At 67.8% G+C, this 24,753-nt stretch carries 17 protein-coding genes and 8 pseudogenes; 14 read left to right on the forward strand and 11 right to left on the reverse strand.

Translation table 11 applies throughout. The annotated features are described in order from the left end of the window. Positions 1-6: 6 nt before the first annotated feature. Positions 7-1,250 (reverse strand): annotated as a pseudogene (locus OIE75_RS32805) (IS110 family transposase). Positions 1,251-1,750: 500 nt separating this feature from the next. Further along, a pseudogene (locus OIE75_RS32810) lies at positions 1,751-2,002 on the reverse strand (IS110 family transposase); the annotation flags it as partial. A 522-nt stretch (positions 2,003-2,524) separates the two neighbouring features. Here OIE75_RS32810 and OIE75_RS32815 point away from each other — a divergent pair. Then, on the forward strand, positions 2,525-3,607 hold the full coding sequence (locus OIE75_RS32815) for an IS110 family transposase (RefSeq protein WP_329468948.1): 1,083 nt from the start codon (positions 2,525-2,527) through the stop codon (positions 3,605-3,607). Between the two features lie 29 nt (positions 3,608-3,636). Here OIE75_RS32815 and OIE75_RS32820 read toward each other — a convergent pair. Beyond that, a pseudogene (locus OIE75_RS32820) lies at positions 3,637-4,068 on the reverse strand (HAD-IA family hydrolase); the annotation flags it as partial. A gap of 220 nt (positions 4,069-4,288) precedes the next feature. On the opposite strand from OIE75_RS32820, the gene OIE75_RS32825 reads away from it, so the two are divergent. After that, positions 4,289-5,458 carry a hypothetical protein gene (locus tag OIE75_RS32825; RefSeq protein WP_329473113.1) on the forward strand — a complete coding sequence of 390 codons (1,170 nt, stop codon included), beginning with the start codon at positions 4,289-4,291 and terminating at the stop codon, positions 5,456-5,458. Positions 5,459-5,584: 126 nt separating this feature from the next. Here the strand turns inward: OIE75_RS32825 and OIE75_RS32830 are convergent. The 3 genes and pseudogenes from OIE75_RS32830 to OIE75_RS41560 form a co-directional block, all read right to left on the reverse strand. Next, positions 5,585-6,333, reverse strand: a pseudogene (locus OIE75_RS32830) (transposase). 339 nt (positions 6,334-6,672) lie between these two features. Continuing rightward, the gene (locus tag OIE75_RS32835) at positions 6,673-7,842 is read right to left on the reverse strand and encodes a hypothetical protein (protein ID WP_329473114.1); all 1,170 of its coding nucleotides are present in this window, start codon (positions 7,840-7,842) and stop codon (positions 6,673-6,675) included. A 38-nt stretch (positions 7,843-7,880) separates the two neighbouring features. Beyond that, entirely contained in the window at positions 7,881-8,099 is a 219-nt protein-coding gene (locus OIE75_RS41560) for a hypothetical protein (protein WP_443078463.1), read from the reverse strand. Positions 8,100-8,131: 32 nt separating this feature from the next. Here OIE75_RS41560 and OIE75_RS32840 point away from each other — a divergent pair. Beyond that, positions 8,132-9,187, forward strand: a pseudogene (locus OIE75_RS32840) (transposase); the annotation flags it as partial. 52 nt (positions 9,188-9,239) lie between these two features. Continuing rightward, positions 9,240-10,011: pseudogene (locus tag OIE75_RS32845) on the forward strand (transposase family protein). A gap of 57 nt (positions 10,012-10,068) precedes the next feature. Here the strand turns inward: OIE75_RS32845 and OIE75_RS32850 are convergent. Continuing rightward, positions 10,069-11,160 carry an IS630 family transposase gene (locus OIE75_RS32850; protein ID WP_329473115.1) on the reverse strand — a complete coding sequence of 364 codons (1,092 nt, stop codon included), beginning with the start codon at positions 11,158-11,160 and terminating at the stop codon, positions 10,069-10,071. A gap of 406 nt (positions 11,161-11,566) precedes the next feature. On the opposite strand from OIE75_RS32850, the gene OIE75_RS32855 reads away from it, so the two are divergent. Next, entirely contained in the window at positions 11,567-12,409 is an 843-nt protein-coding gene (locus OIE75_RS32855; protein WP_329473116.1) for a helix-turn-helix transcriptional regulator, read from the forward strand. Between the two features lie 257 nt (positions 12,410-12,666). Here OIE75_RS32855 and OIE75_RS32860 read toward each other — a convergent pair whose 3' ends face one another. Further along, positions 12,667-13,578 (reverse strand): helix-turn-helix transcriptional regulator, encoded by a 912-nt coding sequence (locus tag OIE75_RS32860; protein WP_329473117.1) that lies wholly within the window; start codon positions 13,576-13,578, stop codon positions 12,667-12,669. Positions 13,579-13,856: 278 nt separating this feature from the next. On the opposite strand from OIE75_RS32860, the gene OIE75_RS32865 reads away from it, so the two are divergent. The 4 genes from OIE75_RS32865 (at position 13,857) to OIE75_RS32880 (ending at position 18,944) form a co-directional block, all read left to right on the forward strand. Then, positions 13,857-14,480 (forward strand): (2Fe-2S)-binding protein, encoded by a 624-nt coding sequence (locus tag OIE75_RS32865; RefSeq protein WP_329473118.1) that lies wholly within the window; start codon positions 13,857-13,859, stop codon positions 14,478-14,480. Continuing rightward, positions 14,480-15,457 carry an FAD binding domain-containing protein gene (locus OIE75_RS32870; RefSeq protein ID WP_329473119.1) on the forward strand — a complete coding sequence of 326 codons (978 nt, stop codon included), beginning with the start codon at positions 14,480-14,482 and terminating at the stop codon, positions 15,455-15,457. Before OIE75_RS32865 ends, OIE75_RS32870 begins: the two co-directional genes overlap by 1 nt. A 69-nt stretch (positions 15,458-15,526) precedes the next feature. Then, positions 15,527-16,672 carry an XdhC family protein gene (locus OIE75_RS32875; protein WP_329473120.1) on the forward strand — a complete coding sequence of 382 codons (1,146 nt, stop codon included), beginning with the start codon at positions 15,527-15,529 and terminating at the stop codon, positions 16,670-16,672. Positions 16,673-16,682: 10 nt separating this feature from the next. Continuing rightward, a complete protein-coding gene (locus OIE75_RS32880) occupies positions 16,683-18,944 on the forward strand; it encodes a xanthine dehydrogenase family protein molybdopterin-binding subunit (protein ID WP_329473121.1) in 2,262 nt (753 codons plus the stop codon). Positions 18,945-18,978: 34 nt separating this feature from the next. On the opposite strand, the gene OIE75_RS41565 is transcribed toward OIE75_RS32880, so the two are convergent. Further along, entirely contained in the window at positions 18,979-19,203 is a 225-nt protein-coding gene (locus tag OIE75_RS41565) for an IS3 family transposase (protein ID WP_443078464.1), read from the reverse strand. An 84-nt stretch (positions 19,204-19,287) separates the two neighbouring features. Next, positions 19,288-19,674: pseudogene (locus OIE75_RS32885) on the reverse strand (transposase); the annotation flags it as partial. A gap of 601 nt (positions 19,675-20,275) precedes the next feature. On the opposite strand from OIE75_RS32885, the gene OIE75_RS32890 reads away from it, so the two are divergent. Together OIE75_RS32890 and OIE75_RS32895 are read left to right on the forward strand one after the other, a co-directional pair. Continuing rightward, positions 20,276-20,443 carry a hypothetical protein gene (locus OIE75_RS32890; RefSeq protein WP_176740195.1) on the forward strand — a complete coding sequence of 56 codons (168 nt, stop codon included), beginning with the start codon at positions 20,276-20,278 and terminating at the stop codon, positions 20,441-20,443. After that, a complete protein-coding gene (locus OIE75_RS32895; RefSeq protein ID WP_052845190.1) occupies positions 20,440-20,781 on the forward strand; it encodes a hypothetical protein in 342 nt (113 codons plus the stop codon). Before OIE75_RS32890 ends, OIE75_RS32895 begins: the two co-directional genes overlap by 4 nt. 518 nt (positions 20,782-21,299) lie before the next feature. Here the strand turns inward: OIE75_RS32895 and OIE75_RS32905 are convergent. Continuing rightward, positions 21,300-22,451: a hypothetical protein gene (locus tag OIE75_RS32905; protein ID WP_329473122.1), complete on the reverse strand. Its 1,152-nt coding sequence runs from the start codon at positions 22,449-22,451 to the stop codon at positions 21,300-21,302. 278 nt (positions 22,452-22,729) lie between these two features. Between OIE75_RS32905 and OIE75_RS41570 the strand changes: the two are divergent. From OIE75_RS41570 to OIE75_RS32920, 3 genes and pseudogenes are all read left to right on the forward strand, one after another. Next, positions 22,730-22,850 (forward strand): annotated as a pseudogene (locus OIE75_RS41570) (IS5/IS1182 family transposase); the annotation flags it as partial. 87 nt (positions 22,851-22,937) lie between these two features. Further along, positions 22,938-23,255: a hypothetical protein gene (locus OIE75_RS32915; protein WP_030944093.1), complete on the forward strand. Its 318-nt coding sequence runs from the start codon at positions 22,938-22,940 to the stop codon at positions 23,253-23,255. After that, positions 23,252-24,703, forward strand: a complete 1,452-nt coding sequence (locus tag OIE75_RS32920) for a hypothetical protein (RefSeq protein WP_329473123.1) — start codon at positions 23,252-23,254, stop codon at positions 24,701-24,703. The genes OIE75_RS32915 and OIE75_RS32920 overlap by 4 nt, the downstream gene beginning before the upstream one ends. Positions 24,704-24,753 lie beyond the last annotated feature (50 nt).

A 24,753-nucleotide genomic window follows, 5' to 3' on the forward strand; every position in this document is an offset into this window, starting at 1 on the left:
AACGTGTCAAGCAGCTGCGGCGAGAGCGGTCGGAAAGGCCGTGTGTTCCTCGAACAGCGTGTGGTGCTGGAGGCAGCAGTAGAGCTGGCCGAGCATGCGGTTGAAGAGGTTGCGCTGGGCGGCAGCGTGCCAGTCCCCGCGGTCATAGCGGCGGCGCCGGTAGTGCGCCTTGGCGCCGGGCGAGGCGGTGATCGCGGCGAAGGCCCAGAGGTAGCCGGCGTGGTTGAGCCGGTCATTCTTCACCCACCGCCGGGTGATGCTCGACTTCTTGCCGGAGGCCCTGGTGATAGGTGATGCGCCTGCGTATGCCTTCAGACCGCGGGCGTCCGCGAAGCGGGCCTTGTCGTCTCCGATCTCGGCGAGCACCCGGGCGCCGAGCTGGACGCCGAGACCGGGGAAGCTGAGGATGATCTCAGCGTCCGGGTGCTGAGAGAAAGCTTCTTCGACCGCCTCAGCGAGGTCGTCGGCAGCCGTGCAGGCGGCCTCCAGCTGGACCAAGAGCGCGAGCATTTGCTTGCCCAGCGCGTCCTCGACCAGGGGCGGCTGATGAGCATAGTCGGCGCGGAAGACGCCACGGAGCCGCTCGGCCTCGGCCGTGATGCCCCGCTTGCGGCCGGCCCGCTTGAGCGCGGCCTCCAGCTGCGGGCGGGTCAGCCGCGCGGCCCGGGTCGGCGTCGGGGCCGCCTTCAGAAGCTCCCGGGCTTCCGGTCGGCACAGACCGTTGCGCCAGGGCTCGAAGGCCGCCAGGGCGGCCGCGTAATACTCCGCAGCAGCGAGCGAAGCTGGTTGGACAGCTGCTGGCGGTTCCAGAGTGAGTCTTGCTGAGCACGGGCGAGGACGGCAACGGCCCGGCCGAGGTCGCTGTCATCAGGCAGCGGCCGGTGGGCGTGCATGTCGGTGCGCAGGATGTTCGCGAGGACCAGGGCGTCGCCGGGGTCGGACTTCTTGCGCGAGACCGAGTGCCGGTCGCGGTAGCGGGCGGCGGCCATCGGGTTGATCGCGAACACTTGCCGCTTGCCGGCCCTCAGCACGGCCACGAGCAGGCCCCGCGAGGTCTCGATCGCGACCGGGATCGGGTTCTCCTCACTGTCGCCGTACTCGACCAGCAAGTCCAGCAGGATCTTGTAGCCCGTGGCGTCGTCGGTAATGTGCCGCTTGGCCAGTAACTGACCGCTGTCGTCGACCAGGGCGACGTCATGTGTCCGCTCGGCCCAGCCGATGCCGCAGTAGATCAAGATGTTCCTCCCCATGGTGCAGTTTCTGCAGGTCACGAGCTCATGCGGAACCACGCAGCGACCTAATCCCAGGGCTCCGCGCAAGGGCCGGCCCGCCACCTCAGTAGCTGTTCGTGGCACCAGCTCGCCCCACGGGCCTCGGTCTATCCGGGAGCTCAGACAGCTCGGGTTTCACAAGAGGTCACCGTGCAGCGGACTCGCACCGCCAACACCAACGAGTGATCAAGGTGTGAGTGTTGACGCTCGACGGTCCTGGGCGGCGCTGATCTACCTATAGGCATCGGGGCCAGGCGACCTTGAGGCGTACACCCAAAACCGACGAACATCAACATCCACACTGTGGTGACAGGTGTCGCCTCGACACCCGCCCGACCGCCACCACCGCAAGCACCAGGCCGTCGCACCGCTCTGCAGGAAGGCATGGCCTGCCGGGCTGAAACAAGGTGTCAACGTCCCGGTACTCGAACAGATCCGAAGAGCCGGAGCTTCACGGACCCGTTGTTACAAGGGGATTAGGCGACCTTGCAGCCGGCGGCCCGGGCGACCGTCAGGGGCAGGGCTCCAATCGAGGCGGGCTGGTCCACGATCACCAGCACGGTGCCGAACTTGGCGGCCAGCTTGTCGAGCACGGCTCGCAGTTTCGGCTCGCTGTTGGGCAGTTGCTTGTCGAAGACCTTCTTGCCAGCCGGGGTGAGCCCGTGGCCGTGGTGAGCCGTCTTGCCGACGTCCAGGCCGAGGAAGACGCCCACGGTGTCGATGTCGTCCAACCCATCCTCCCGAGCAGGGTTCGAGTGGTGCTGGCCAGGGCGTCGGCGTCGTATGCGCGCATCCACGTTATGCACCTGCCACCCGCAAGCGGCCGGGCATTGCACCCGGCCAGGCGGTAGTCGGACCTCTCATCAGCGTCTCCAACGGCGCCTGCCAGGCCCGGTGACACCACCCGCAGGTCATCCGTTCGACAGGAGGGAACAGTCATGCCGGGCCCGGAGGCCAGCGGCCCTCTTGCAGGACAGCGAAGAAGATAACTGTGAGAGTTCTTCTGCGGCCCGGGATGGGTTGCTGCCAGGCTCGGCGCTCGTGATCCGGCATGACTCGCAAGATAACTGGCGTTCCGTCAAGGGCTGCCGTTCCCCCGAGATGTCTGCCGGACGCGGGCGTCGGCCTGGCCCACCCGTTGGCTTGATCAGCAGCTTGTCCGCCTTCCGGCGTGACTCATCACAGTTCCGCCACGTGGTGACTCCACCCAGGCCGACACCGTCACGGTCGTCCGCCCGGAGGAGAACAGCCGCATGACCATGCTCGCAGAACACGTCGATGGCGTCATCGGCGTCGACACCCACCGCGACACCCTCGCCGCGGCCGCCGTCAGCCCCATCGGCGCCGTGCTGGCCAGCACCGATTCCCCGGCCCACGCCCGCGGCTACCGACGCCTGCTGGACTTCGCCCGCCAGCAGGTCCCCGGCCGCCGCTGCTGGGCCCTGGAAGGCATCGGCAGCTACGGCGCCGGCCTCGCGGCCTTCCTGGACCAGGCCGGCGAGCAGGTCGTCGAGGTCTGCCGCCCAAAACGAGCGGCCAACCGCGGCGGCCGCAAGACCGACATGCTCGACGCCGTCCGGGCCGCCAAGGAGGCCCTGACCACCGAGCATCTGATCCAGCCCCGCCTCCGCGGCGAACGCGAGGCACTGCGGGTGCTGCTTGCCACCCGTCACGGCGCGGTCCTCGCTTCCACCGCCGCGATCAACCAGCTTAAGGCCCTGATCGTCTCCGCGCCGGACGGCCTCCGCTCCGAGCTGCGAAAGCTCAAGCGCCTCGAACAGATCGCCTACTGCGCTCAGTTCCGCGACCGCCCGGCCCAGGACCTGGAGCACCGGATGACGGTGCGGGCCATGCGGTCCACGGCCCAACGCGTCCAGGCCCTGCAGGCCGAGGCCAAGGGGCTCGAGAACGAGATCCTCACGCTGGTGCGGCACCAGGCCCCCGCGCTTCTCAACCTGCTCGGAGTCGGACCGATCACCGCCGCCCAGATCTTGGTCAGCTGGTCTCACCAGGGACGATTCCGCTCGGAAGCCGCCTTCGCCTCCTTCGCTGGAGTCTCGCCGATCCCTGCCTCGTCCGGGCTGACCAACCGACACCGGCTCAACCGCAGCGGCGACCGGCAGCTCAACCGGGCCATGCACACGATCACCTTGATCCGGATGCGGCTCGATCCCTCTACGAAGACGTACGTCGCACGCAAGATCGCCGAAGGTAAGACCTCCCGTGACGCGCAGCGATGCCTCAAGCGAGTGATCTGCCGCCAGGTCTTCAAGATCCTTGAGCGCTCCGACCGGAACCAACTCGGCAACGTCGAAGCACTCACTCAAGCGGCTTGACACGACATAGCAGCCTCGGGGGAGGTGGGTCAGTTGGGGGACTGCAGGGCGGCGGTGAGGTCGGTGGGCCGGCCGGTGTAGTGCAGGGTGCGCAGGCCCAGGTGGCGGGCGGCGTGGCAGTTGTCGGCCCGGTCGTCCACGAAGAGGACGCGTTGTGGATCGCGCACTCCGGTGGCGTTCATCGCGTGCTGGTAGGCGGGCGGGTCGGGTTTGCATACCTGGAGCCGGGCCGAGTAGAAGGCGTGGGTCATCAGGCGGCGCCACGGGTGGCGGTCGAGGACGTCGCTGAGGTGGCGGGGTGCGTTCGACAACAGGACCAGGGGCAGACCGGGCTCATGGGCGTACTCCAGGACTTCCACGACGCGGTCGTCGGTGGTCGTCCACATGTCGGTGTCGGCGTCGCGGAGTTCACGCAGTCGGCGGGCGCCGGGGTGGTGGCCGAGGACCGTGGCCCAGTACGCAGCGCTGGCGCGCATTGCGGGGCGGTCTGCGCCGCTCAGGCTTCGGGTGACCGGCACGGCAGCGACCGCGACGCCGGCCAGGAGGGTGCCTGTTGCGGTGAAGAGGGTGCTGTGCGCCGCGTGGGCGGTGAGGGCGGCTAGGGCAGGCGGGTGTTGAACCGTTGGGCGGTGTGCTGCGTTGAGGGGGGGTGTTGTCGGCGGTTTGCGTATGGAGGATGTCATGGATCAGCAGGCTCCCCTTCAAGGGCACGCTCTGGGGATGGCCCGGCTGTACGGCCTGGGCGGCGAGCCGGAGCACCCCGCCCAGGTCCCCCTCGGCAACCTCCCCAAGCGGAGCAGGAAGGACGCGCCCGCGTGGGAGAACGCGGCCCGGAAGCGGATGCATCATCTCCTCGACCCTGCCAAGGTGGCCAGTGAAGCGGAGAGGATGGTGCTGGCGGATGCGCAGATCCCCCTGAAGCCACGGCCGAACAGGGCGGGTTACCACATCGACCCGGCGGTAGCGCGGCACAGTGAGGACACCAGGGCGGCTGCGCATGTCAGCAACGCCACGGGGATCGCACGGCTGTACGGCCTGAGCGGCGAGCCGGAGCACCCTGCCCTGGTCCCCCTCGGCCACCTCCCCACGCAGGCCAGGAAGGACGCGCCCGCGTGGGAGAACGCGGCCCGGCAGCGGATGCATGATCTCCTCAACCCTGCGAGGGTGGTCAGTGAAGCGGAGGGGAAGGTGCTGGCGGATGCGCAGATCCCCCTGAAGCCACGGCCGCAGGGAGCGGGTCACTACATCGACCCGGGGGTGCCGCGGCTCAGTGACGACACCAGGGCGGTTGCGAATGTGACCAACGCTCTGGGGATGGCACGGCTGTACGGCCTGACCCGCGAGGCGGAATACGCCGCTCTGGTCCCCCTCGGTCACCTCCCCATGGTGGCCAGGAAGGACGCGCCCGCGTGGGAGAACGCGGCCCGGCAGCGGATGCATAACCTCCTCAACCCTGCGAGGGTGGTCAGTGAAGCGGAGGGGAAGGTGCTGGCGGATGCGCAGATCCCCGTGAAGCCACGGCCGCAGGGGGCGGGTTACTACATCGACCCGGCGGTACCGCGGGAGCGGGACTTCTTGTCCGGTGTGGTTGTCGGTGGTGTGCAGCCCGGGCTGGGGCTGCCCGGTGCGGGGGCTTCACAGTCTTGGAGCGGGGCCGCTGTGCCGCTGCCGGGAGTTCTGCCTGCCTCGGACGAGGCGCAGAACCCAGTGGGGAGATATCTGGTGTCCGCGGCCGGTTCCGGTCAGTTCTCCAGTCCCCAGGCCGGTCACCAGCCGGGCCCCTCCCAAGTGGCACCGCCGGCTTTCGGGTACCCGACGGCGCCTCAACCGGCCAAGAGACAGAGGCGCTGAGCCTGCCCCGCCTCCAGAACACAGACAACCACCCCTCCCTTGTCCTGGCGCTTGCATTGTGAGCCGGTTCCGACTTTTGGACCCTGAGAGGGCGTTTGAAGCGGGCAGATTGCCGTTTACATTCTGCTACGTCCCTCGCCAGGTCGGTGTCGTTTCGTCTGTTATGCGCCTGGTGAGGTTGTCGATCGAGGCGATGTGGATCATGGCCTCGGAGCTGGCGATGAGGTTCTCGTAGTCGCGGGCGAGATAGCGGTGCATCATGATCCAACTGATACTCTGCTCCACCACCCAGTGCCTTTTCGCGACATCAAAGCCGCGGTTGCCCGGATTCCGGTTGACGGCTTCGACGTCGATTCCAAGGCGGGCACCGTGTTCGATGACGGCATTTTTGAAGCCGGTGTCGATCCAGCTCTTCGAGATGGTCGGGTACGTCTCCTTCGCCGGGTCGAGGAGGCGGATTCCCAGGGCGTTTTCCGAGAGGCCGGCGGCGGTGAGGGTCACAGCGAGGATGAGTCCGATCGTGTCGGTGAGGATGCCCCGCTTCCAGCCCACGATTTTCTTCCCGGAGCTCCCTGGCTGGTCAGGAGCGCGTGGGTGGAAGTCTTCACGCCCTGTGTGTCGATCACGGATGCGGTCGGCTCGGGCTTTCGCCCCTCTTTCACGCCAAGCGGCGCAGTAGGCGTAAACGGTGCCGTGGTTCGGGAAGTCGTGCAGGAGGTATTTCCAGGTGGTTCCGGTGCGGCCTACGTGCAGGGTGGCGTTGAAGCGTCACGTAAATCGACTTCGGCCGTCTGCCCGGTTGGCCTGCGATCGAGTCGGGCTTTTCTCCAGGCCGTCAACGTCGGCTCGACCAGGGCCCATCGGGCGTCAGACAGGTCGTTGGGGTACGGCTTGCTCGCTCACGGCGTAGCGTGATCGCATGCGATGCGGAGGGATCGGCTCCCTCGCTCATTGGGCGATTCCACGGTAACTTCAAACCAGACGGGCTTCCAGGCTTGGAAGTGAACGAGACGGACAGCTGAGCGTCCGCCCTGGAGACCATCATTCGCTGCCTATGGGATGAAGAATCCCGAATCAGGGCAGGCGCAAGGCTCGTATTTAGGGCTTGACCTGTATAAACGCCCTCTCGGATCCCAAGGTCCGGAACCGGCTCGCAGTTCAGGCGTCGCGGACAAGGGAGGGGTGGTTGTCTGTGTTCTGGAGGCGGGGCAGGCTCAGCGCCTCTGTCTCTTGGCCGGTTGAGGCGCCGTCGGGTACCCGAAAGCCGGCGGTGCCACTTGGGAGGGGCCCGGCTGGTGACCGGCCTGGGGACTGGAGAACTGACCGGAACCGGCCGCGGACACCAGATATCTCCCCACTGGGTTCTGCGCCTCGTCCGAGGCAGGCAGAACTCCCGGCAGCGGCACAGCGGCCCCGCTCCAAGACTGTGAAGCCCCCGCACCGGGCAGCCCCAGCCCGGGCTGCACACCGCCGGCAACCACACCGGACAAGAAGTCCCGCTGCCGCGCTACCGCCGGGTCGATGTGGTAACCCGCCCCCTGCGGCCGTGGCTTCAGGGGGATCTGCGCATCCGCCAGCACCTTCCCCTCCGCTTCACTGACCACACTCCCAGGGTCGAGGAGATGATACATCCGCCTCCGGGCCGCGTTCTCCCACTTGGGCGCGTCCTTCCTGCTCTGCGTGGGGAGGTGGCCGAGGGGGACCCGGGCGGGGTGTTCCGGCTCGCGGGTCAGGCCGTACAGCCGTGCGATCCCCGTGGCGTGGCTGACATGCGCAGCCGCCCTGGTGTCGTCACTGAGCCGCGGCACCCCCGGGTCGATGTAGTGACCCGCTCCCTGCGGCCGTGGCTTCAGGGGGATCTGCGCATCCGCCAGCACCTTCCCCTCCGCTTCACTGACCACCCTCGCAGGGTTGAGGAGATCATGCATCCGCTGCTGGGCTGCTTTCTCCCACGCGGGCGCGTCCTTCTTCCGCGTGGGGAGGTGGCCGAGGGGGACCTGGGCGGGGTGTTCCGGCTCGCGGGTCAGGCCGTACAGCCGTGCGATCCCCGTGGCGTTGCTGACATGTGCAGCCGCCCTGGTGTCGTCACTGTGCCGCGGCACCGCCGGGTCGATGTAGTGACCCGCTCCCTGCGGCCGTGGCTTCAGGGGGATCTGCGCATCCGCCAGCACCATCCTCTCCGCTTCACTGGTGACCGCGCTCGCAGGGTTGAGGAGGTTGTGCATCCGCTTCCGGGCCGCGTTCTCCCACGCGGGCGCGTCCTTCCTGTTCCGCTTGGGGAGGTGGCCGAGGGGGACCTGGGCGGGGTATTCCGGCTCGCGGGTCAGGCCGTACAGCCGGGCCATCCCCAGAGCGTGCCCTTGAAGGGGAGCGTGCTGATCCATGACATCCTCCATACGCAAACCGCCGACAACACCTCCCCTCAACGCAGTACACCGCCCGACGGTTCAACACCCGCCTGCCGTAGCCTCAATACCAGGACTCTGTTGGTGATGTCGGGCATGTCATGCGGTGGCTGAGCGCAGGGCGCGGAAGTGCGTGGCCCGGCGTCGTGTTCTGGGTGGGTGTCGATCCAGTCGGCGATGCGGGCGACGTTGCAGGCCATCGCCGTGAGGATGTGCTGGACGTGGGTGCGGGCCAGTCCGCGGTAGCAGGAACGGCGTAGCCCGTGAGCCCGGCTGGCCGTACTCGATCATCTGCGCGCTCGAGCCGGGCCGTAGCTCGTGGACCGCCCCGCTGGACGCTCTGCGTCTGGCGCCTGGGGACGACAGCGCCGCCGTCACCGCCCGGCAGTGGCGCGAGCTGGTCGAGCGGCTGATCACCGCAGGCCAGTGGCAGGTCGGCGATCCGGATGTCCTCGTCATCGCGGACGCTGGATACGACGCGCCCCGCCTGGCCCACCTCCTGCGGGATCTGCCGGTGAAAGTCCCGGCCAGGATGCGGTCGGACCGCGTCCTGCGCAGGCCAGCCCCGCCACGGCAGCCTCACACCATGGGCCGGCCGCCCCGGCACGGCGGCGAGTTCGTCTTCGGGCAGCCTGACACCTGGGGCACCCCGGACACCCACACGGTCACCGACACGCGCCTCTACGGCACCGCCGTCGCCCGGTCCTGGGACCGGCTCCATCCCAAGCTCACCCACCGTTCTTCCTGGGCCGCGGCCGACGGTTCACTCCCGATCGTCGAGGGGACAGTGATCCGCTTGGACATCGATCATCTGCCCAGCGGAGCCACCCCGAAGCCGGTCTGGCTGTGGTGGTCGGGCACCGGCGCCACCGAAGCGGACGCCGACCGACGCTGGCAGGCATACCTGCGTCGCTTCGACATCGAGCACACCTTCCGCCTGTTCAAGCAGACGCTCGGCTGGACCTGCCCGAAGATCCGCACCCCCGAGGCGGCCGACCGCTGGACCTGGCTGATCCTCGCGGCTTACACCCAACTGCGGCTGGCCCGGCCACTCGCAGCCGACCGGCGTCGCCCATGGGAGAGACCCGTTGCCTCAGACAGGCTGACCCCGGCACGTGTCCGCCGCGACTTTCGGCACATCCGCCCCACGGTCCTCTGCCCGGCCGGGGCACCGAAATCCACCCGCCCCGGACCTGGACGACCTCCCGGCCGGAAGAACACCCGGCCCACCCCACGCCACGACGTCCACACACCCCGCAAAACGAGGGCTACCACGTCCCGGAACAAGAAGCCGACCACTCCCCGCCCCCGCCGCACAGGTTAAAGATCAAGCTAAAGGGTGTTGCAGAAGGCCGTGTACTGGGCATCTCCGTTGTATGGCTGGGGTGTTGAGGGCCGAGCGGGTGTGGGTGGAGACGTTCACGGGGTTGCGGGTTGATCAGTTCGGCCGGTTGCTGCGGGCGGTCCGGGAGCGTGGTAGCGGGGGCTGTGGATGGGGTCGTCCGTGGCGGCTTCCTTTGGCCGAGCGGGTGCTGCTGGTGGCCGTGTACTACCGCACGAACCTGACGATGCGGCAGCTCGCCCCGCTGTTCGGCGTCTCGCCCGCGACGGTGTGCCGGGTGATCCAGCGGCTCGGTCCGCTGCTCGCGCTCGAGCCGGTCCGCACCTCCCAGGACGCCGTCGAGCGGCTGTGGATCGTGGACGGCACCCTCGTCCCGGTCCGTGACCGCAAGGTCGGAGCGTCCTCGCGTAACTACCGGTTCTCGGCGAACGTGCAGGTCATCTTGGACGCCGAGACCCGGCTGGTGGTGGCCGCGGCACGTCCGGTACCCGGTAACACCGCGGACGCGAAAGCCTGGCGAGACTCCGGCCTGGCCGCACACTGCGAAGGCGTGACCGTCCTCGGCGACGGCGCCTACATCAACACCGGCCTGGTCGTCCCGCACCGCAAACGCCCGGGGGCGACCCCTGCTGAAGGGCGAGGAGGAGGACAACGCGCAGCATCGCAAGGTCCGCGCCCGTGTCGAGCACACCTTCTCCCGCATGAAGAACTACAAGATCCTCCGTGACTGCCGGCAGCGCGGCGACGGCCTCCATCACGCCGTCCAGGCCGTCGCCCGCATGCACAACCTCGCCCTCGCCGCATGACCGCACAGGCCCGAAAGCCGATTCAGCCTGCGAGATCACGGCCTTCTGCAACACCCTTTAGTCTTCTGAGTCGGGAATTCTGTTCAGATAGTTGGCGAGGCGTTCGAGGATCTCGTCCGCGGTCTTGGTCCAGACGTAGGGCCTGGGATCGGTGTTCCATGCGGCGATCCAGGTCCGGATGTCCTTCTCCAGGGCCTGGACGCTTCTGTGGACGCCTCGCCATATCTGCTTGCTCGTCAGCTCGGCGAACCACCGTTCGACCAGGTTGAGCCAGGACGAGCCGGTAGGCGTGAAGTGCAGGTGGAAGCGGGGGTGAGTCAGCAGCCAGGTCTTGATGGCCGGGGTCTTGTGGGTGGCGTAGTTGTCCAGCACCAGGTGCACGTCCAGGTCTGCCGGTATCGCCTGGTCGAGTTTGATCAGGAACTTCTTGAACTCCTCGGCACGGTGCCGGCGGTGCAGGGAGCCGATCACCTTGCCGGTGGCCACCTCGAGAGCGGCGAACAATGTGGTGGTGCCCGCGCGCACGTAGTCGTGGGTGAGGCGCTGCGGGACGCCGGGCATCATCGGCAGCACCGGCTGGGAGCGGTCAAGGGCCTGGATCTGCGACTTCTCGTCGACGCAGAACACCAGAGCGCGTTCGGGCGGGTCCAGATAGAGGCCGACGACATCGTGGACCTTGTCGACGAAGTACGGGTCCGTGGACAGCTTGAAGGTCTCGGTGCGGTGCGGCTGCAGGCCGAAGGCCCGCCAGATCCGTGACACGGTCGACTGCGACAGGCCCATCTCCTTCGCCATCGCCCGCGTCGACCAGTGCGTGGCGTTCTTCGGCGTCGACTCGAGCGTCCGCTTCACCACCGCAGCGACCTGCTCGTCGGTGACCGTCCGGGGGCCGCCCGGGCGCGGCATGTCACCCAGCCCGGCGATCCGGTGCCCGACGAACCGCTTCCGCCAGCGGCCCACCGCATGCGGCGTGGAGCCCAACTGCGCGGCCACGTCTTTGTTCGACGCGCCTGTCGCGCAGGCCAGGATGATCCGACACCGCAAAGCCCACGCCTGCGGGGTGGAACGGCGCCGCACCCATCCCTCCAGCGCAGCCCGTTCCGCATCCGACAGGATCAACTCGGCCTTCGGCCGCCCAGTACGCGCCACCAGGCAACCCTACACAACTGAACAGAATTCCTGACTCAGAAGATTAGGGCGTGTTCCGAAAGTGCTGGTCACAGCAGCTCGTTGATGGCTGCGACCAGCACGGTCGCTTCGTAGCGGACGGCGAGTTTGATGCCCTATAGATGTCAACCAGCGGGCATTGGTGCTGAGGGGTCTGATGCAGGTTCGGGTAAGAGGTCACACAGGTTCGCTTCCCTGACAGCTGGCGTGGGCCGGGGCCGCAAGGCACGTCGGTAACGCTGGCTCCGCTGCCCGCGGGAAGGCCCGTTGACCGTGCCCTGACGCGACGGCGCGTGTCTTGGGGGGGATTGGCAGGCCGTGGATACGCGAATGCATGGACGGTAGAAGTGAAGCAGCACGGAGAAGTGAGCAACTCTCAGGAGGGGGCGTGGTGATCGATCGGGCAGGGCTGGCCGGCTTTCTCCGCAACCGTCGCGAGGCGCTACAGCCGGAGGATGTCGGCATGCCCCGGGGGCAGCGCCGCAGAACCCGCGGGCTACGGCGGGAGGAGGTCGCGGCGCTGTGTCACATGTCAGCCGACTACTACGCTCGTCTGGAGCGCGAGCGTGGTCCGCAGCCCTCACCGCAGATGCTCGTCTCGATCGCCCAGGGGCTCCACCTGTCCATAGACGAGCGTGACCATCTGTTCCGGCTGGCCGGGCACAACCCGCCGCCCCGTGACAGCTCCAGTGAGCACATCAGCCCCGGGCTGCTGCGCGTTCTCGACCGGCTGCAGGACACGCCCGCGGAGATCACTACCGAGCTCGGCGAGACCTTGCGGCAGACACCGATGGGCGTCGCCCTTACCGGCGACACGACGCAGTACACCGGTCCTGCTCGCAGCTCCGGCTACCGTTGGTTCACCGACCCGAGCGCCCGGGACCTGTACGCTCCGGAGCAGCACGCGTTTATGACCCGGATGTACGCCGCAGGCCTGCGCGGGATCGTCGCCCTCCGGGGTCCCGGCTCCCGAGCCGCATATCTGGCGGAGCTGCTCCTGGATTCCAACGAGGAATTCAGGCGGGTGTGGGAGGACCACGAGATCGGGATTCGCCCGAGCGAGGTCAAGCACTTCGTTCACCCCGAGGTCGGTTCCCTGGTGCTGAACTGTCAGCGCCTGATTGACCCGGACCAGGCCCACACCCTGATGGTCTACACCGCTGTCCCCGGCACGGAGAGCTACGAGAAACTGCAGGTCTTGTCCGTGATCGGCACACAGACCCTGCACTGAACCGGCGATCCGAAGACCTGTTCGTCCGCATGCCGTCATGACGTCGTTCGGTGTTGGCATCGACTCGATCTTCTACCGTCTGGCGTTTCTCGGGCCTCAGGATAGGCGGGGGTGTATTTGGCATGCCCTATACGAGCTGTGCCGGTCGGCGTTTTGCCATGTGGACCTATTCCGGGTCTTTGCAATGGATCTTGCCGCTGTCGGGCGCTACGGACCGTAGGAGACGGCGGACCTGCCGCAGATCTTCTTGTTCGGTATCACCTCGGTGTCGGCGTTCCCTGGCTCGCCTGCGGAACGCGATCGTCGTTGACGTCGTCGGCATGGTGTGGTGAGCGTCGGCGACTGGCCGCGATAGCGGTGAGCCATTGCAACTTTTCGTGGCTCTCGGTACCGGGGACCGCTGTGAAGACGGACAGACGGTGGGACCGCTCGGGGTCTAGCAGTGTCTGATAGTGCAGTTCCAGCGTGCCGATCTCAGGATGCACGAAGCGTTTGACTATTGGCGGGATGGCAACTTCGTGCTTTTCCCACACCTGCCTGAACTCCTTGCTCTCGGCCAGGAGCAGGTTGACGTAATATGCCGCTCGGGAGCCCGGACCGCGCAGCGTGGCGATCTGGCGCAGCCCCGAGGCGAACATGCGCGTGTGAAACGGGTGGTCCTCAGGGGCGTAGAGCTGCCGTGTGGCCGGATCGACGAACCACCGGTAGCCGATGCTGCGATCTGGACCGCGGTGAGAAGTGCGGTCACCGGTCAGGGCGATACCCAGCGGGTTCTGATAGAGGGTCTCACCCAGCTCGGTGATGATCTCGGCGGGTGTGTCGTTCATACGATTCAGGATGCGCAGCAGGCCGGGACTGACGTGTGGGCTGGCTGGCCCACGCGCGGGCGCGTTCAGCCCGGCCAGCCGGAATAGATGGTCTCGCTGGTCCAAAGAGAGATGGAGCCCTTGCGTGATGGAAGTGATCAGTTGCGCGGACGGCTGAGGTCCGCGCTCCCGTTCGAGCTTCGTGTAGTAGTCGGTCGACATGTTGCACAGCAGAGCCACCTCCTCTCGCCGCAGCCCGCTGGTCCTGCGTTGCACATCACGCACGAGTCCGACGTCCTCTGGTTGTAGTGCCGCCCGTCGCCGTCGGAGGAAATCGGCCAGTCCGGCCCGGTCGATCGTCATGCGCTGTCCTCTGTCGTTACTGGCCTGTACTGGACCGTTTCTACCCTCCCGACGCGCGGTGTGTCACACGCGGCCGCTCCCGCATTATGCCGGGGGCCTGGATCGGCGCCTGCTCCAGTCCGTTCAGCTCAGCTCGGTCTCAGCCTGGGATCGACAGAGCCTGGATCACTCTGTTCCCGATGGCCAGTCTTGGAGCAGTGCTTGACCCGGCGGCCACAGGGATGGTCGCGGCGCCGGTCATCCCGTACCCGAACTTGCGATCAGCCAGGAGGCACTTTATGGACGAGGAGAACGATGTGGGAGAGGCCCGTTCGGGCGTGTCCCGGCGCAACTTTGTAGGTGGGAGCCTGGTTGCCGCCACCGTGGCGCCGCTGCTGACCGGACAGGCTGGGACGGCAGAAGCTGCCTCGGCAGCCACTGTCGACGGCGTGACGCCGGTGACGGTACGGGCCGCCGTCAACGGCGATCCGGTCACCCTGCGGGTGGACCCGCGGGCCACCCTGCTGGACACACTTCGCGAGCGGCTCGATCTGAAGGGCACCAAGAAGGGCTGCGACCGGGGACAGTGCGGCGCCTGCACCGTGCACATCGACGGCCGGCGCGTGCTGTCCTGCCTCACGCTGGCCGCCACGGCGAGCGGCCACCAGGTCACCACGATCGAGGGGCTGGCCGACGGCGACCGGCTGCACCCCATGCAGCAGGCCTTCGTCGACCACGACGGTCTGCAGTGCGGCTTCTGCACCCCGGGGCAGATCATGTCCGCAGTTGCCATGGTCGACAACGAAGGCCACGCCCGCTCCGATGACGAGATACGTGAGCGCATGTCGGGCAACATCTGCCGGTGCAGCGCCTACCCGCGCATCGTCGACGCCATCCGGGACGCGCAGCAGGTGATGCGCTGATGCGGCCCTACACCTACGCCCAGGCGCGGACGGTCCGTGAGGCCGTGCGGGGTGCCGGGCCGGGCACGGCATTCCTGGCCGGTGGCACCACGTTGGTGGATCTCATGAAGCTTGAGGTGATGTCGCCCGACCGTGTCGTGGACATTAACGGGCTGCCACTGGACGGCATCGCTCTGGACCACAAGGGCCTACACATCGGTGCGCTCGAACGAATGAGTGACGTGGCTGCCGCGCCCGCTGTTCGCCGGCACTACCCGATGGTCGCGCAGGCTCTAGAGCTGAGTGCCTCGGCCCAGCTGCGCAACATGGCGAGCATCGGCGGCAACCTGCTGCAGCGCACGCGGTGCAGCTACTTCCGCGACGTCACGACCCCGTGCAACAAGCGTGAGCCGGGCAGCGGCTGCTCAGCCTTGGAAGGGATCAACCGCAGCCACGCCGTGCTGGGCACCAGCGATGCGTGCATCGCTACCCATCCCAGTGACCTCGCTGTCCCGCTGGTGGCGTTGGGCACGATTGTCCACCTGGCTTCGGCACGCGGCACGCGCGCCGTACCCTTGGACACGTTCTACACCCTGCCCGGTGACACCCCCGATGTCGAGAACGTGCTGCGGCCGAACGAGCTCATCACCGGGATCACCGTGCCCCGCTCGCCCTGGGCGGCGCACTCGCTGTACGTGAAGATCCGCGATCGGCAGTCGTACGAGTTCGCGCTCGCCTCCGCCGCCGTCGCCCTCCAACTGCGCGGGCGCACCATCGTGAACGCGCGGATCGCCGCCGGCGGCGTGGGGACCAGGCCGTGGAGGCTGACGGCCGTTGAACGCGCCCTGGCGGGTCGGCCCGCCATCTCTGCAACGTTCGAGGCGGCTGTCGCCGGTGCCCCTGACGGTGCCCGACCACGGGAACACAACCGGTTCAAGCCCGCACTGCTGCGTCGAACCCTGATACGGGCGCTGACCGAACTGCAGGAGAACCGGTGAGCGGCCGGCGCGGCGGCACCGCCAGGCCTGATTCCGTCGAGGCGGGCGGTCCCGGATCTGGCGGCGCATATGCTTGAGATCGCGCCTGACCTGGTCGAACGTGCCCGTCGCGGGGTCCCGTTCGTGGCTGCCACCGTCACGAGCGTTGCTGGCAGCGCTCCGCGGCAGCCTGGCTCGTCCCTGGTCGTGGATGCTGACGGCACTGTGCTGGGCAATGTGTCGGGCGGGTGCGTCGACGCCGCGGTCCACGACGTGTGTCGGGAGATGCTGGCCGGGGACCACCACGCCCGGGCCCTCCGGTTCGGGTACAGCGACGCCGACGCGTTGGACGTGGGTCTGACCTGCGGCGGCACCATCGAGCTTTTCCTGCGCCACCACGACCCGACCACCGAACCATGGCTCGAATCTGCTCTGGCCGATGCCGCAGGCGGCCGGGCGGTGGCCGTGGCCACCATCGTGCGCGGCCCGGAGACCCACCTCGGTCGCGCGATCGTCGTGCGGCCCGGTAGATCCGTCGCAGGAACGCTCGGGGACGAACCGCTCGACCAGGTCGCCGAGGCACAGGTCACCGGTGCCCTACACGCCGGGCGGACCGGCACGCTCGATCTCGGGGTGGCCGACAGCTACTGCCGGGAGCCGATGACTTTGCTGGTGGAGAGCAGCTCTCCACCGCCTCGAATGCTGGTCTTCGGCGCCATCGACCACGCAGCCGCGCTGGCCCGGCTCGGCTCCTTCCTCGGCTATCGGGTGACCGTCTGCGACGCCAGGGCCACGTTCGCCACCCCGGAACGATTCCCGGACGCGGAGGTCGTCGTCGAGTGGCCGCACCGCTATCTCGGGTCCCAGGCCGAGGCCGGCCTGCTGGACCAGCGCACCGTCTTGTGCGTGCTCACCCACGACTCCAAGTTCGACCTGCCGCTCCTGACCGCCGCACTGCGTATGCCGGTTGCGTACGTGGGGGCCATGGGGTCCCGCCGCACCCACGAGGAACGCCTCACCCGGCTCCGTGACGCCGGTCTCACCAAAGGCGAGCTCGATCGCCTGCACTCGCCCATCGGCCTCGACCTCGGGGCACGTACCCCGCAGGAGACAGCGCTGTCGATCGCGGCGGAGGTCGTCGCCCACCGGCACGGCGGCTCCGGGGCACCCCTGAGCACCGGAGTCCCCATCCACCACAGTGCTCCGTCGACCGGCGCACCCGCATTCAGCAGCTGAAGGATTCACGATGTCCCGTTCCCCAGTCGGACGCGAGACCGAGCGCGTCGACGGCAGGCTGAAAGCCACCGGCGCGGCCGAGTACTCCGGTGACTACCGGGCCCCCGCCCTCGCACACGCCCATCTCGTCACCAGCACCATCGCGCGAGGCACCCTCACCGGCATCGACACGGCGGCCGCGCTGGCCTCACCCGGTGTCCTGCGTGTCTATGCCGCGCCAGACCCCCGCTTGGGCCTGTACCCCATCACCGGCCCGCTCGCCGGCTTCGTCGAGAACTACGTCCCGCTGCGTGACGCGGAGGTCCATTTCCACGGCCAGGCCATCGCGATGGTCGTCGCCGAGACCCTCGAGCAGGCACGCGACGCCGCCACGAGGGTCATCGCGACCTACGAGACCCGGCCACCGCGCACCTCGCTCGCGGATGAGCCCCACGCTCCGGCCGGCCCCACCATCAGCGGGTCACCGAGTAGCCTCAACATTCTGGCGCCCGGCGTCCCCTCGATCGACGCCGCGCTCGCCGCCAGCGACGTCGTCGTGGAGGCCGAGTTCCATCAGCAGATGCAACACCACGCGGCGATGGAGCCCCACGCCGTCCTCGCCGTCTGGAAAGGCGATCAGGTCACCATCTATGCCGGTGCGCAGGTCCCCTCAGCGTACGCCCTCGGGACGGCCCAGCGGCTCGGCGTCCTGCCGCAGAACGTCCGGCTGATCACGAAGTACGTGGGCGGCGCCTTCGGCGCCCGCGTCATCTTGTGGAGCGACACGCCGCTTGCCGCCGCCGCGGCCCGGGAGATCGGCCGCCCGGTCCGGCTCGTCCTCACCCGTGAGCAGATGTTCACCCTGACCGGCCACCGGCCCCAACTCACGCAAACCATCCGTCTGGGCGCCTCCCGCGACGGCGTCCTCAAGGCCATCAGCCACCGGAGCGTCTCCGAGCGCCCGACCACCGTCACCTTCCCCATGACCCCGGCGCACGCCACCACGGACGCGCTCTACCGCACTCCGAACCTACACGTCGATGCACAGCTAGCCACCCTCGACATTCCCGGGAGCCGGGCGATGCGTGGCCCCAACGAGGCACCCGGGTCTTTCGCCCTGGAGACGGCGATGGACGAACTGGCCGTGGCCACCGGCGTCGACCCGGTAGAGCTGCGGCTGCGCAACTACGCCACCAAGAGCCCTTCCACAGGCTTGCCGTGGTCGAGCAAGCACCTCGAGGAGTGCTACCGCGTCGGCGCGCGGCGATTCGGCTGGTCGGCCCGCAGCGCCAAGCCCCGCTCACGCGTCGACGGGCAGTGGCTGTATGGCACCGGAATGGCCACCGCCATCTACCCGGCGCACCGCCGGGCCGCGAGCGTGCGGGTCCGGTTGCTCGACGACGACACCGCCGTGGTCTCGACCGGGATCTCGGACTTTGGCACTGGCGGGGCGACCATGGTGAGCATCTCCGGCGCGGACGCCCTGGGGATCCCGTTGACGCGCGTGACGGCTGAGATCGGCGACACCCTGCTGCCGCAGGGCGCGCCCGCCGCCGGGTCCAGCGCCACGCACGCCACCGTGCCGTTGATCGTGAACGCTGCCCGCGACGCGATCAACGAGCTCAAGCGGATCGCCGTCACCGACGATAGGTCGCCGTGGCACGGAGCGAACACCGACGACCTGCGCTACGAGCGCGGCGTCCTGCACGGTCAAGGGCGGTCGATGACCTTCGGACGCCTCTTGGCGGCCGTCGACTCACCAGGCATCACGGCCCTCGCCGAGTCAGCCGGCGATGCCGACCCGCGGTATGTGCACCATAGCTTCGGCGCCCACTTCTGCGAGGTGCGGGTCAACCGGTTCACCGGCGAGACCCGCGTCACCCGGTTCACCACGGTCGCGGACGTCGGCCGCGTCATCAACTCACGGGCCGCCCGGAGCCAGCTCGTCGGCGGCGTGATCTTCGGTATCGGGCACGCCCTGCTGGAGGAGAACCCGCTGGAGCTCGACACCGGGCGTCTGGCGTCTAGCACGCTCGCCGACTACCTCGTGCCCGTGAACGCCGACGTCCCCGACATCGACGTGCACCTGCTCGGTCGGCCGGACCCTGTCCTCACCGGTCCGCTGGGCGACGGCAGCGAGGACGTCGGGACCAGGAGCCTCGGCGCCCGCGGTCTCGGGGAGATCGGCACGGTGGGCTCGGCGGCCGCGATCGGGAACGCCGTCCACAATGCCACCGGGATCCGGGTGCGCAACGTGCCCATCACCCTCGACAAGCTGATCGAGCACCTGTGATCGGTGAGAACCGGGCCTGCCTTGAACGGGCCGGTCACGGGATCGGTACGGCATCGGATCGTCGGCCGCCGATCCCCAGCATCTCGCGGCGGCTGGCGCGCCAGCGCCCGCATCCGACCAGCCAGTGCCACAGGGAGAAGGGACGACGCATGAGCCGCTCGATGCGCTCGCGATGGACGAGCAGACCACTCTCACGCAGTTCGATGGTGATCCGCTTGGCTCCGTACGTCTTCCCGGACGCGGCACGGATCGTGCGTATCCGCCGGGTGAGGTACGTCGGCGGCCTTCTTCGCGGGCCCTGGCCGGCGCGGTCAACTAGAGGTTGTCCCGTATGGAGTGTGAGTTATCCAGTGAGGGCCAGGTTGTGCAGTCGGGCGATGCCGAGCATGGCCTGGTGAACTCCGTCGCCCTTGAGTCGGCAGTCCCGCAGGATCTTCCAGTTCTTCAACCGCGACAGGGCGTGTTCCACGCGCGCTCGTGCCCGGCGATGGACGGCGTTCTCTGCCTCCTGCGAGGGGCTGAGGTGGCTCTGGCCTCGTCGTTTGCGGTGCGGGATCAGGAGGCCGGTGCCTTGGTAGCCGCCGTCGGCAAGGGTCGGGGCGCCGCGGCAGGCCCGATCGATGCCGGACTCGGTGAAGGCCCGGCAGTCGTTGCGGCTGCCGGGCAGCGGGAGACCGATGGCCACGACCAGGCGGCTGTTGGCGTCGATGACGACCTGCAGATTGGTCGTCTGCTGGTGGTACAGCATTCATGGCGTTGTGACCAGGGGGAATGAAGATCGTACTCACTCTGACGGGGGACTTGGCCCGTGTATGGTCCGGATCTTGGTCTTGATGGGTTGGGCGGGCGTAACTCGCGGAGAAGTGCTGCACTTCAGGCGCTCATGGGAGAGCGAAGGCCAGCTCGCGGTTGTGGCGAGCCCGGATTGGCGGCGTGGCGGTCGCCTGGGGGCGAGGGGATCGCAATCGCCGTCCTTGGGCGCGGGCAGTGATCCGTGCGGGTTCCGCGCGAGTGTGGGTGAGTCGAACGGCAGTGTGGCGTCGTGCCTGGGTAAAGGCGACGTACAGGGAACGATGCTCTTCGCCTTCGAGGACGAGGCTGCTGTACATCGGGTGTGAGGAGCAGATGGCTGCGCCTGCCTGGCATGCAGGCCGAGATGGGAGCATTCCCGCGGGTGCGGGGATGCTCCCGCGCAGAAGGCCCGCCGGACTGCCAGGCTCGGCTGCTCCTCGCGCCCGCGGGGATGGCCCCCGAAACGGCGTTCAGGATGAGTCTGGGGCTGTGCGTTCTCTACAGCGTGGTCATGGTCCTGAGGCGGAGGGGTTGAGGTAATGGCGAGATATACGGTGGCTCTGCACGGTCACGCGGCGCTGCGCGTCGAGGCGGAAGCGGAGTCCGTGCAGGAGGCCAACCGCCTGGCGGTCGCGAAGGCGCCGAAGGTGAAGTATGTGCAGAGCCGGACGCCGGTGACGACGAGCAGGCTGGAGGGGCCGAAGTGAGCGAGATCAGGCGCGACGAGTGGGTTGGGATGACCAAGTCGGCCAGGAGGTACGAGCCGTTCTGGGAGAGCGTCCGGGAGGCGGAGGCGCAGGGGCGTCCGGTGATGCACGTCGTTAAGGTCGGCAAGTTCATCATGCAGGCGTCCACGGACATCGAGCTGGCCAAGCTGTTCGCGGAACACCAGGTCTTCGACCAGGATGAGGTCGGCGAGTTCGACTGGGTGCCGGACGAGTTCGAGGTGCTGCATCTTCGGTTCAAGAACACGCGGACCGGGGAGTGGGAGTCCACCATCCAGTCCATCTCGACGGTGCCGGCGCTGCCGGAGGCGCCGAAGTGAGTGAGCCGCAGGTCGATTGCGTGCGCTGGAGAGCGGCCTGCTGCGGCGGGCTCTTTTAGAGGTATGTGATTCCGTGCTGCTTGGGGGTGACCGTGGCACGGCGGAAGCCGTGGGAGTCAGTGACGAGCTGTGGGCGGTGATCGAGCCGTTGCTGCCGAAGCATGAACGACGCCCCGGCGCAAGCCCCGCACCTTGTGGGCGATCTCGACCTCGCTGGTGAGCGGTGACGTCGGTCGGGGATCCTCTGGGAAATCCGGACCACTCTCGGCGCCCTCGGTGCAACCGGGGAGGCTCTATCGTCGCCCCGGACAGGCCACACCACCATCGTCGACATTCGCATCGACCTGGTGGAGTCACCACGTTGGGCTGTCCGGCGAAACTCGTGTCGCCGGACCGACGGGGACAAGCCGATCTACACAGCGCGTGGATCGGGACAGCGCCTGACAGGCCCTCGGCGGCGTCCACACCGCGGCGGTGAATCTGCAGCGGCCGTAGGGTGCCCGGCGGCCGTCCATGCCTCAGCCCTCGAGGAGATCACCCTGGGGGAGGATTCCCGGCATGTAGCCCCTGGCAGGGGACAGATCCCGCCAGTCGAGGTCCCCCTCCTCCACAGACGCCACTCGCCAGTCGTCCTCCTCGTTCATGCTACGGAATGCCTCGTGCAGGAAGTCGGGGAGCACCTCGCTGTCCCGACGGCCCGGGCGGCGCCGGTCCTCAGGAACCGTCCAGTCTGCCGCGAAAAGAGTGCCGTCGATGTAGAGCGTGCGCTCCTCGCGAGGCCGGTGGCGGGCGAGCAGGCTTAGGATGTCGTCGCGAAGGCCCGAGATTTCGTTGCGTCGAGCCGCCCGCTCCACACGCTGCAGCACCGGCGCCAAGACCCCGAGCGTCACGCCGAGCGCCGCGAAGCCAGCCACGACGTAGTCGCCCAGAATGAGTGGTTCCTGATGGGCGAAGGCGTCCAGGAACGGCGTGTAGTAGGCCAGCACATGTAGGTCCGGGTCGACGGGAAGGTCTACGGCGCGAGGGTCGGCTGTGTCCGGGTCGATCGCCGTCAGACGCATGGGGCTATGGGGGGAGGAGAAGTGCACCGCGCTCGCGTATGCGATCTTCGGCACTACGCCCTTGATGGTCTTGACTGTCCTCTTCTGTTCCTCCATGGCTTCGCGCAGCTTCTTCGTCAGCGGGCCCGAGCGGCCCTTGGCTTCCGCGACGACATAACCGCCGACGGTCCGCTCTCCGAAGAAGTCCGCCCGGCTCGGGCCGGGGGCGAAGGTGAGGTTGTAGGCGGAGGCGTAGCGGGCGACGTGCATGAAGAACCGGACGGATAGCTGCCTCTCGGCGAAGATCTGGCACATGGCCTGCCCCAGGGTGTAGGACAGCATGCCCTTCTCGGAGGGGTCGAGTTCGCGGGCGAGGTCGGTACGTGTGATGCGACGGATCGGATCATCGCTCCAGCTGAGATAGGCGGGCAGTACCGCCACCCTGTGGCACCACTCGTACGCCGATGACCTCCCGTGCTCGGTTTGGTCGTACGGGGCTCTGCCCGTGATGAACAACGCGCGCGCCAAGTCTTGCGGCAGGACTGGCAGATCCTGCTCGACGGGGACTCCGGTACTGGCCGGGAAGAGCGTGGCATCGGTGCGCACGTGCGCGGGGCCATTGAAGAACATCGTCGCCGCTTTCCGGGTTCAGGGCCGTCATACACAGACTGTGAGGATCGTCGTACCGGCATCTCTCTATCACCCCGGTCCGCAGTCCGCCCCGGCATCAGCGGAGACGGAAGTGATCCCCCGGGAACTCTGGCTCGCCGCATGGCTCCGGCCACGCCAGGCGCCTGTGTCCGCGTGCCGCCCTGATGGCGACGGGCGCGTCGGACCGCGCCGGCCATCAGTCACCGAAGCGACCCACGACAGCCGCATGTTGCTGGAAAGTGAGCGTCGGCGTGGGCCACCACATCATCCGGATCTGTGAGCGACAAGGCGTCCCTGTCCTCGCCGACCGCGCCTATACCGGCGCAGGCCCCCCACGTCGCCGCCGGCCTCAAACGACCACCCGGGGGCGAACTCACCCGACGTTGCGCTACCGCGGTCCTCCAGCGAAGACAGCGGTGTCCGAGTCCCGATCCGGGAACCGGAGGCCAGTTGTAGGCTCCCGCTATGCCGATCTTTGAATACCGGGGCGAAGCCGCCAACTTGAAGGTGCTGGCACGGGAAATAGAGGCGGATCAGCACCTCGCCGGAAAGTGCTCCCTCGCCCTCACGCCCCTGCAGCAGAACAGGCGCGACTCCTTACGCCACGCCCACTGGGCGGAGATCTCCATCTCCGTCGCCGCCGGACTGGCCACGAACACCCTGTATGACGCCTTGAAGGCACTGGTCGAGCGGGCGCGTGACCGGGGGCCCGTGGAGGAGGCGCCTCCTCGACCGGAAGACGACGACCAGGGTGCGGACGGCTCGGAAGGGGTGAACCGGTGACCGTCCACTCTCCACGTCTACGGAACTCGAGCGGCGCCGAGTTGAATCTGCGCAGCCAGATCCTCTTCCAGGATCAGACCCGCACGCGCACCAGCGATCTTGTGACGGCGGTCGGCTCCTGGCACAAGACCTACGTCCACGAGAGCAGCCACTGGGCGCGATATCACGGATCCACTGTCGGCATTCTTCTGAGCCTGCTGCGGCGCACGAGGGACCAGTTGGCCGCGTATACGATCTCTCACCTGCCCCGGCAAGACGTTGAGCATCTCCACGAGGACCGGAGCAGCGGACTCCCCTTTTTCTCCTTCGAGCGCTACCCCAAGCACGCCCAAGGGGAACTGAAATACAGCGAATTGGATTGGCTCAACCTCTACTTCGCCTACTATCTCCTCTTGGACCCGGAGGGTCTGACGGAGTTCGACACCGCCACCTGGGACATGCGGGCGGCAATGGAGCACTCCCTCGAAGACATGTGGCGCCAGGGTGCGGGCATGGAGATGGTCGAGTGTCCCGATGACGTACGCGTCGGCATCGACGGGCCTCTGAAGCTCGTGCACACCTCCGAGGGCCCGCTCACCACTCGCGTCCTCTTCGAGTGCGCGGCGGTGCTCGACGAACTCTTCCAGTTCGAGGGCGCCTTCATACGGAAATCTGACCCGGCGCTGCGCGAGTTCTTGCTCGAGGTGCTGAACGGCGAGTATGGGATGCCGTGTCGCCTGGCACGTGCTCTCGCAGGGCGCACCCTCGGCGGAAGTACCGTCCTGGCCCTCATCGACTTCGCACTGAACCCTGTGGTGCCGGGCTTGAACTCCGACGACCCGTCCGTCGACTGGAAAGAGCTCTACCCTCCCTACCGGTTCGTGACGGCAGCCAAGGCGATGACGAGCTGGGAGACGGACCTGGAGTTCCAGTATCCGAGCCACGAGGCGACGGTCCACTTCCAGCACATGCTGGCCAAGCGCAGTGGGCTCCGGATGGGAAGCGTGGCTTCCCGTCTGTCCGACCTCTCGACCCTCCGGGAAGCCGCCACGACCCCCATGCACCTGTCCGCGCGTACGCCTGCCGTGTCCCTCATGTGCGCTTCACGTCTGCTTGCCCTGCGGGAAAGAGACGTCTGTTCAATCTCGCACTACGGCGTCAATTTCCTGGGCGAGAGAGCGACCCGGCTCATCAAGCCCGACCGGGACATGCAGTGGCTGTTCCCGGTGTTCCAGGTGAGTCAGGGTGAGTACCGGTGGCCGGCGGAGCACGTGGGCCTCGATGAGGCGACGGACCTACTGATAGGTGCCGCCGTGGCGTCGGCGTACGACGACATCCTGCACGGCGTCGGCCCTCTCGCTCACGACCACCTTCCCCGCAGCCTCTTCGACGACGTCGGACAGGTCGAAGCGCTGAACCAGGTCCTCAAGGACTCGACGGGACTGGACATGGGCTGGCATCGGACCTGATGCGGACCCATTCACCGCTCCTGGCGCAACGCCTTCGCTGAGCACCGGTC

Origin of the sequence: Streptomyces sp. NBC_01723 (assembly GCF_036246005.1) — a bacterium.
Classification (GTDB): Bacteria; Actinomycetota; Actinomycetes; order Streptomycetales; family Streptomycetaceae; genus Streptomyces.

Excerpts from the sequence above, each read along its gene's own strand:
- OIE75_RS32865 (WP_329473118.1), top strand. The coding sequence starts at position 13,857 with ATGGACGAGGAGAACGATGTGGGAGAGGCCCGTTCGGGCGTGTCCCGG.
- OIE75_RS32870 (WP_329473119.1), top strand. The coding sequence starts at position 14,480 with ATGCGGCCCTACACCTACGCCCAGGCGCGGACGGTCCGTGAGGCCGTG.
- OIE75_RS32915 (WP_030944093.1), top strand. The coding sequence starts at position 22,938 with ATGCCGATCTTTGAATACCGGGGCGAAGCCGCCAACTTGAAGGTGCTG.
- OIE75_RS32835 (WP_329473114.1), bottom strand. The coding sequence starts at position 7,842 with ATGGATCAGCACGCTCCCCTTCAAGGGCACGCTCTGGGGATGGCCCGG.
- OIE75_RS32890 (WP_176740195.1), top strand. The coding sequence starts at position 20,276 with ATGGCGAGATATACGGTGGCTCTGCACGGTCACGCGGCGCTGCGCGTC.
- OIE75_RS32860 (WP_329473117.1), bottom strand. The coding sequence starts at position 13,578 with ATGACGATCGACCGGGCCGGACTGGCCGATTTCCTCCGACGGCGACGG.
- OIE75_RS32905 (WP_329473122.1), bottom strand. The coding sequence starts at position 22,451 with ATGTTCTTCAATGGCCCCGCGCACGTGCGCACCGATGCCACGCTCTTC.
- OIE75_RS32880 (WP_329473121.1), top strand. The coding sequence starts at position 16,683 with ATGTCCCGTTCCCCAGTCGGACGCGAGACCGAGCGCGTCGACGGCAGG.
- OIE75_RS32875 (WP_329473120.1), top strand. The coding sequence starts at position 15,527 with ATGCTTGAGATCGCGCCTGACCTGGTCGAACGTGCCCGTCGCGGGGTC.
- OIE75_RS32825 (WP_329473113.1), top strand. The coding sequence starts at position 4,289 with ATGGATCAGCAGGCTCCCCTTCAAGGGCACGCTCTGGGGATGGCCCGG.
- OIE75_RS32815 (WP_329468948.1), top strand. The coding sequence starts at position 2,525 with ATGACCATGCTCGCAGAACACGTCGATGGCGTCATCGGCGTCGACACC.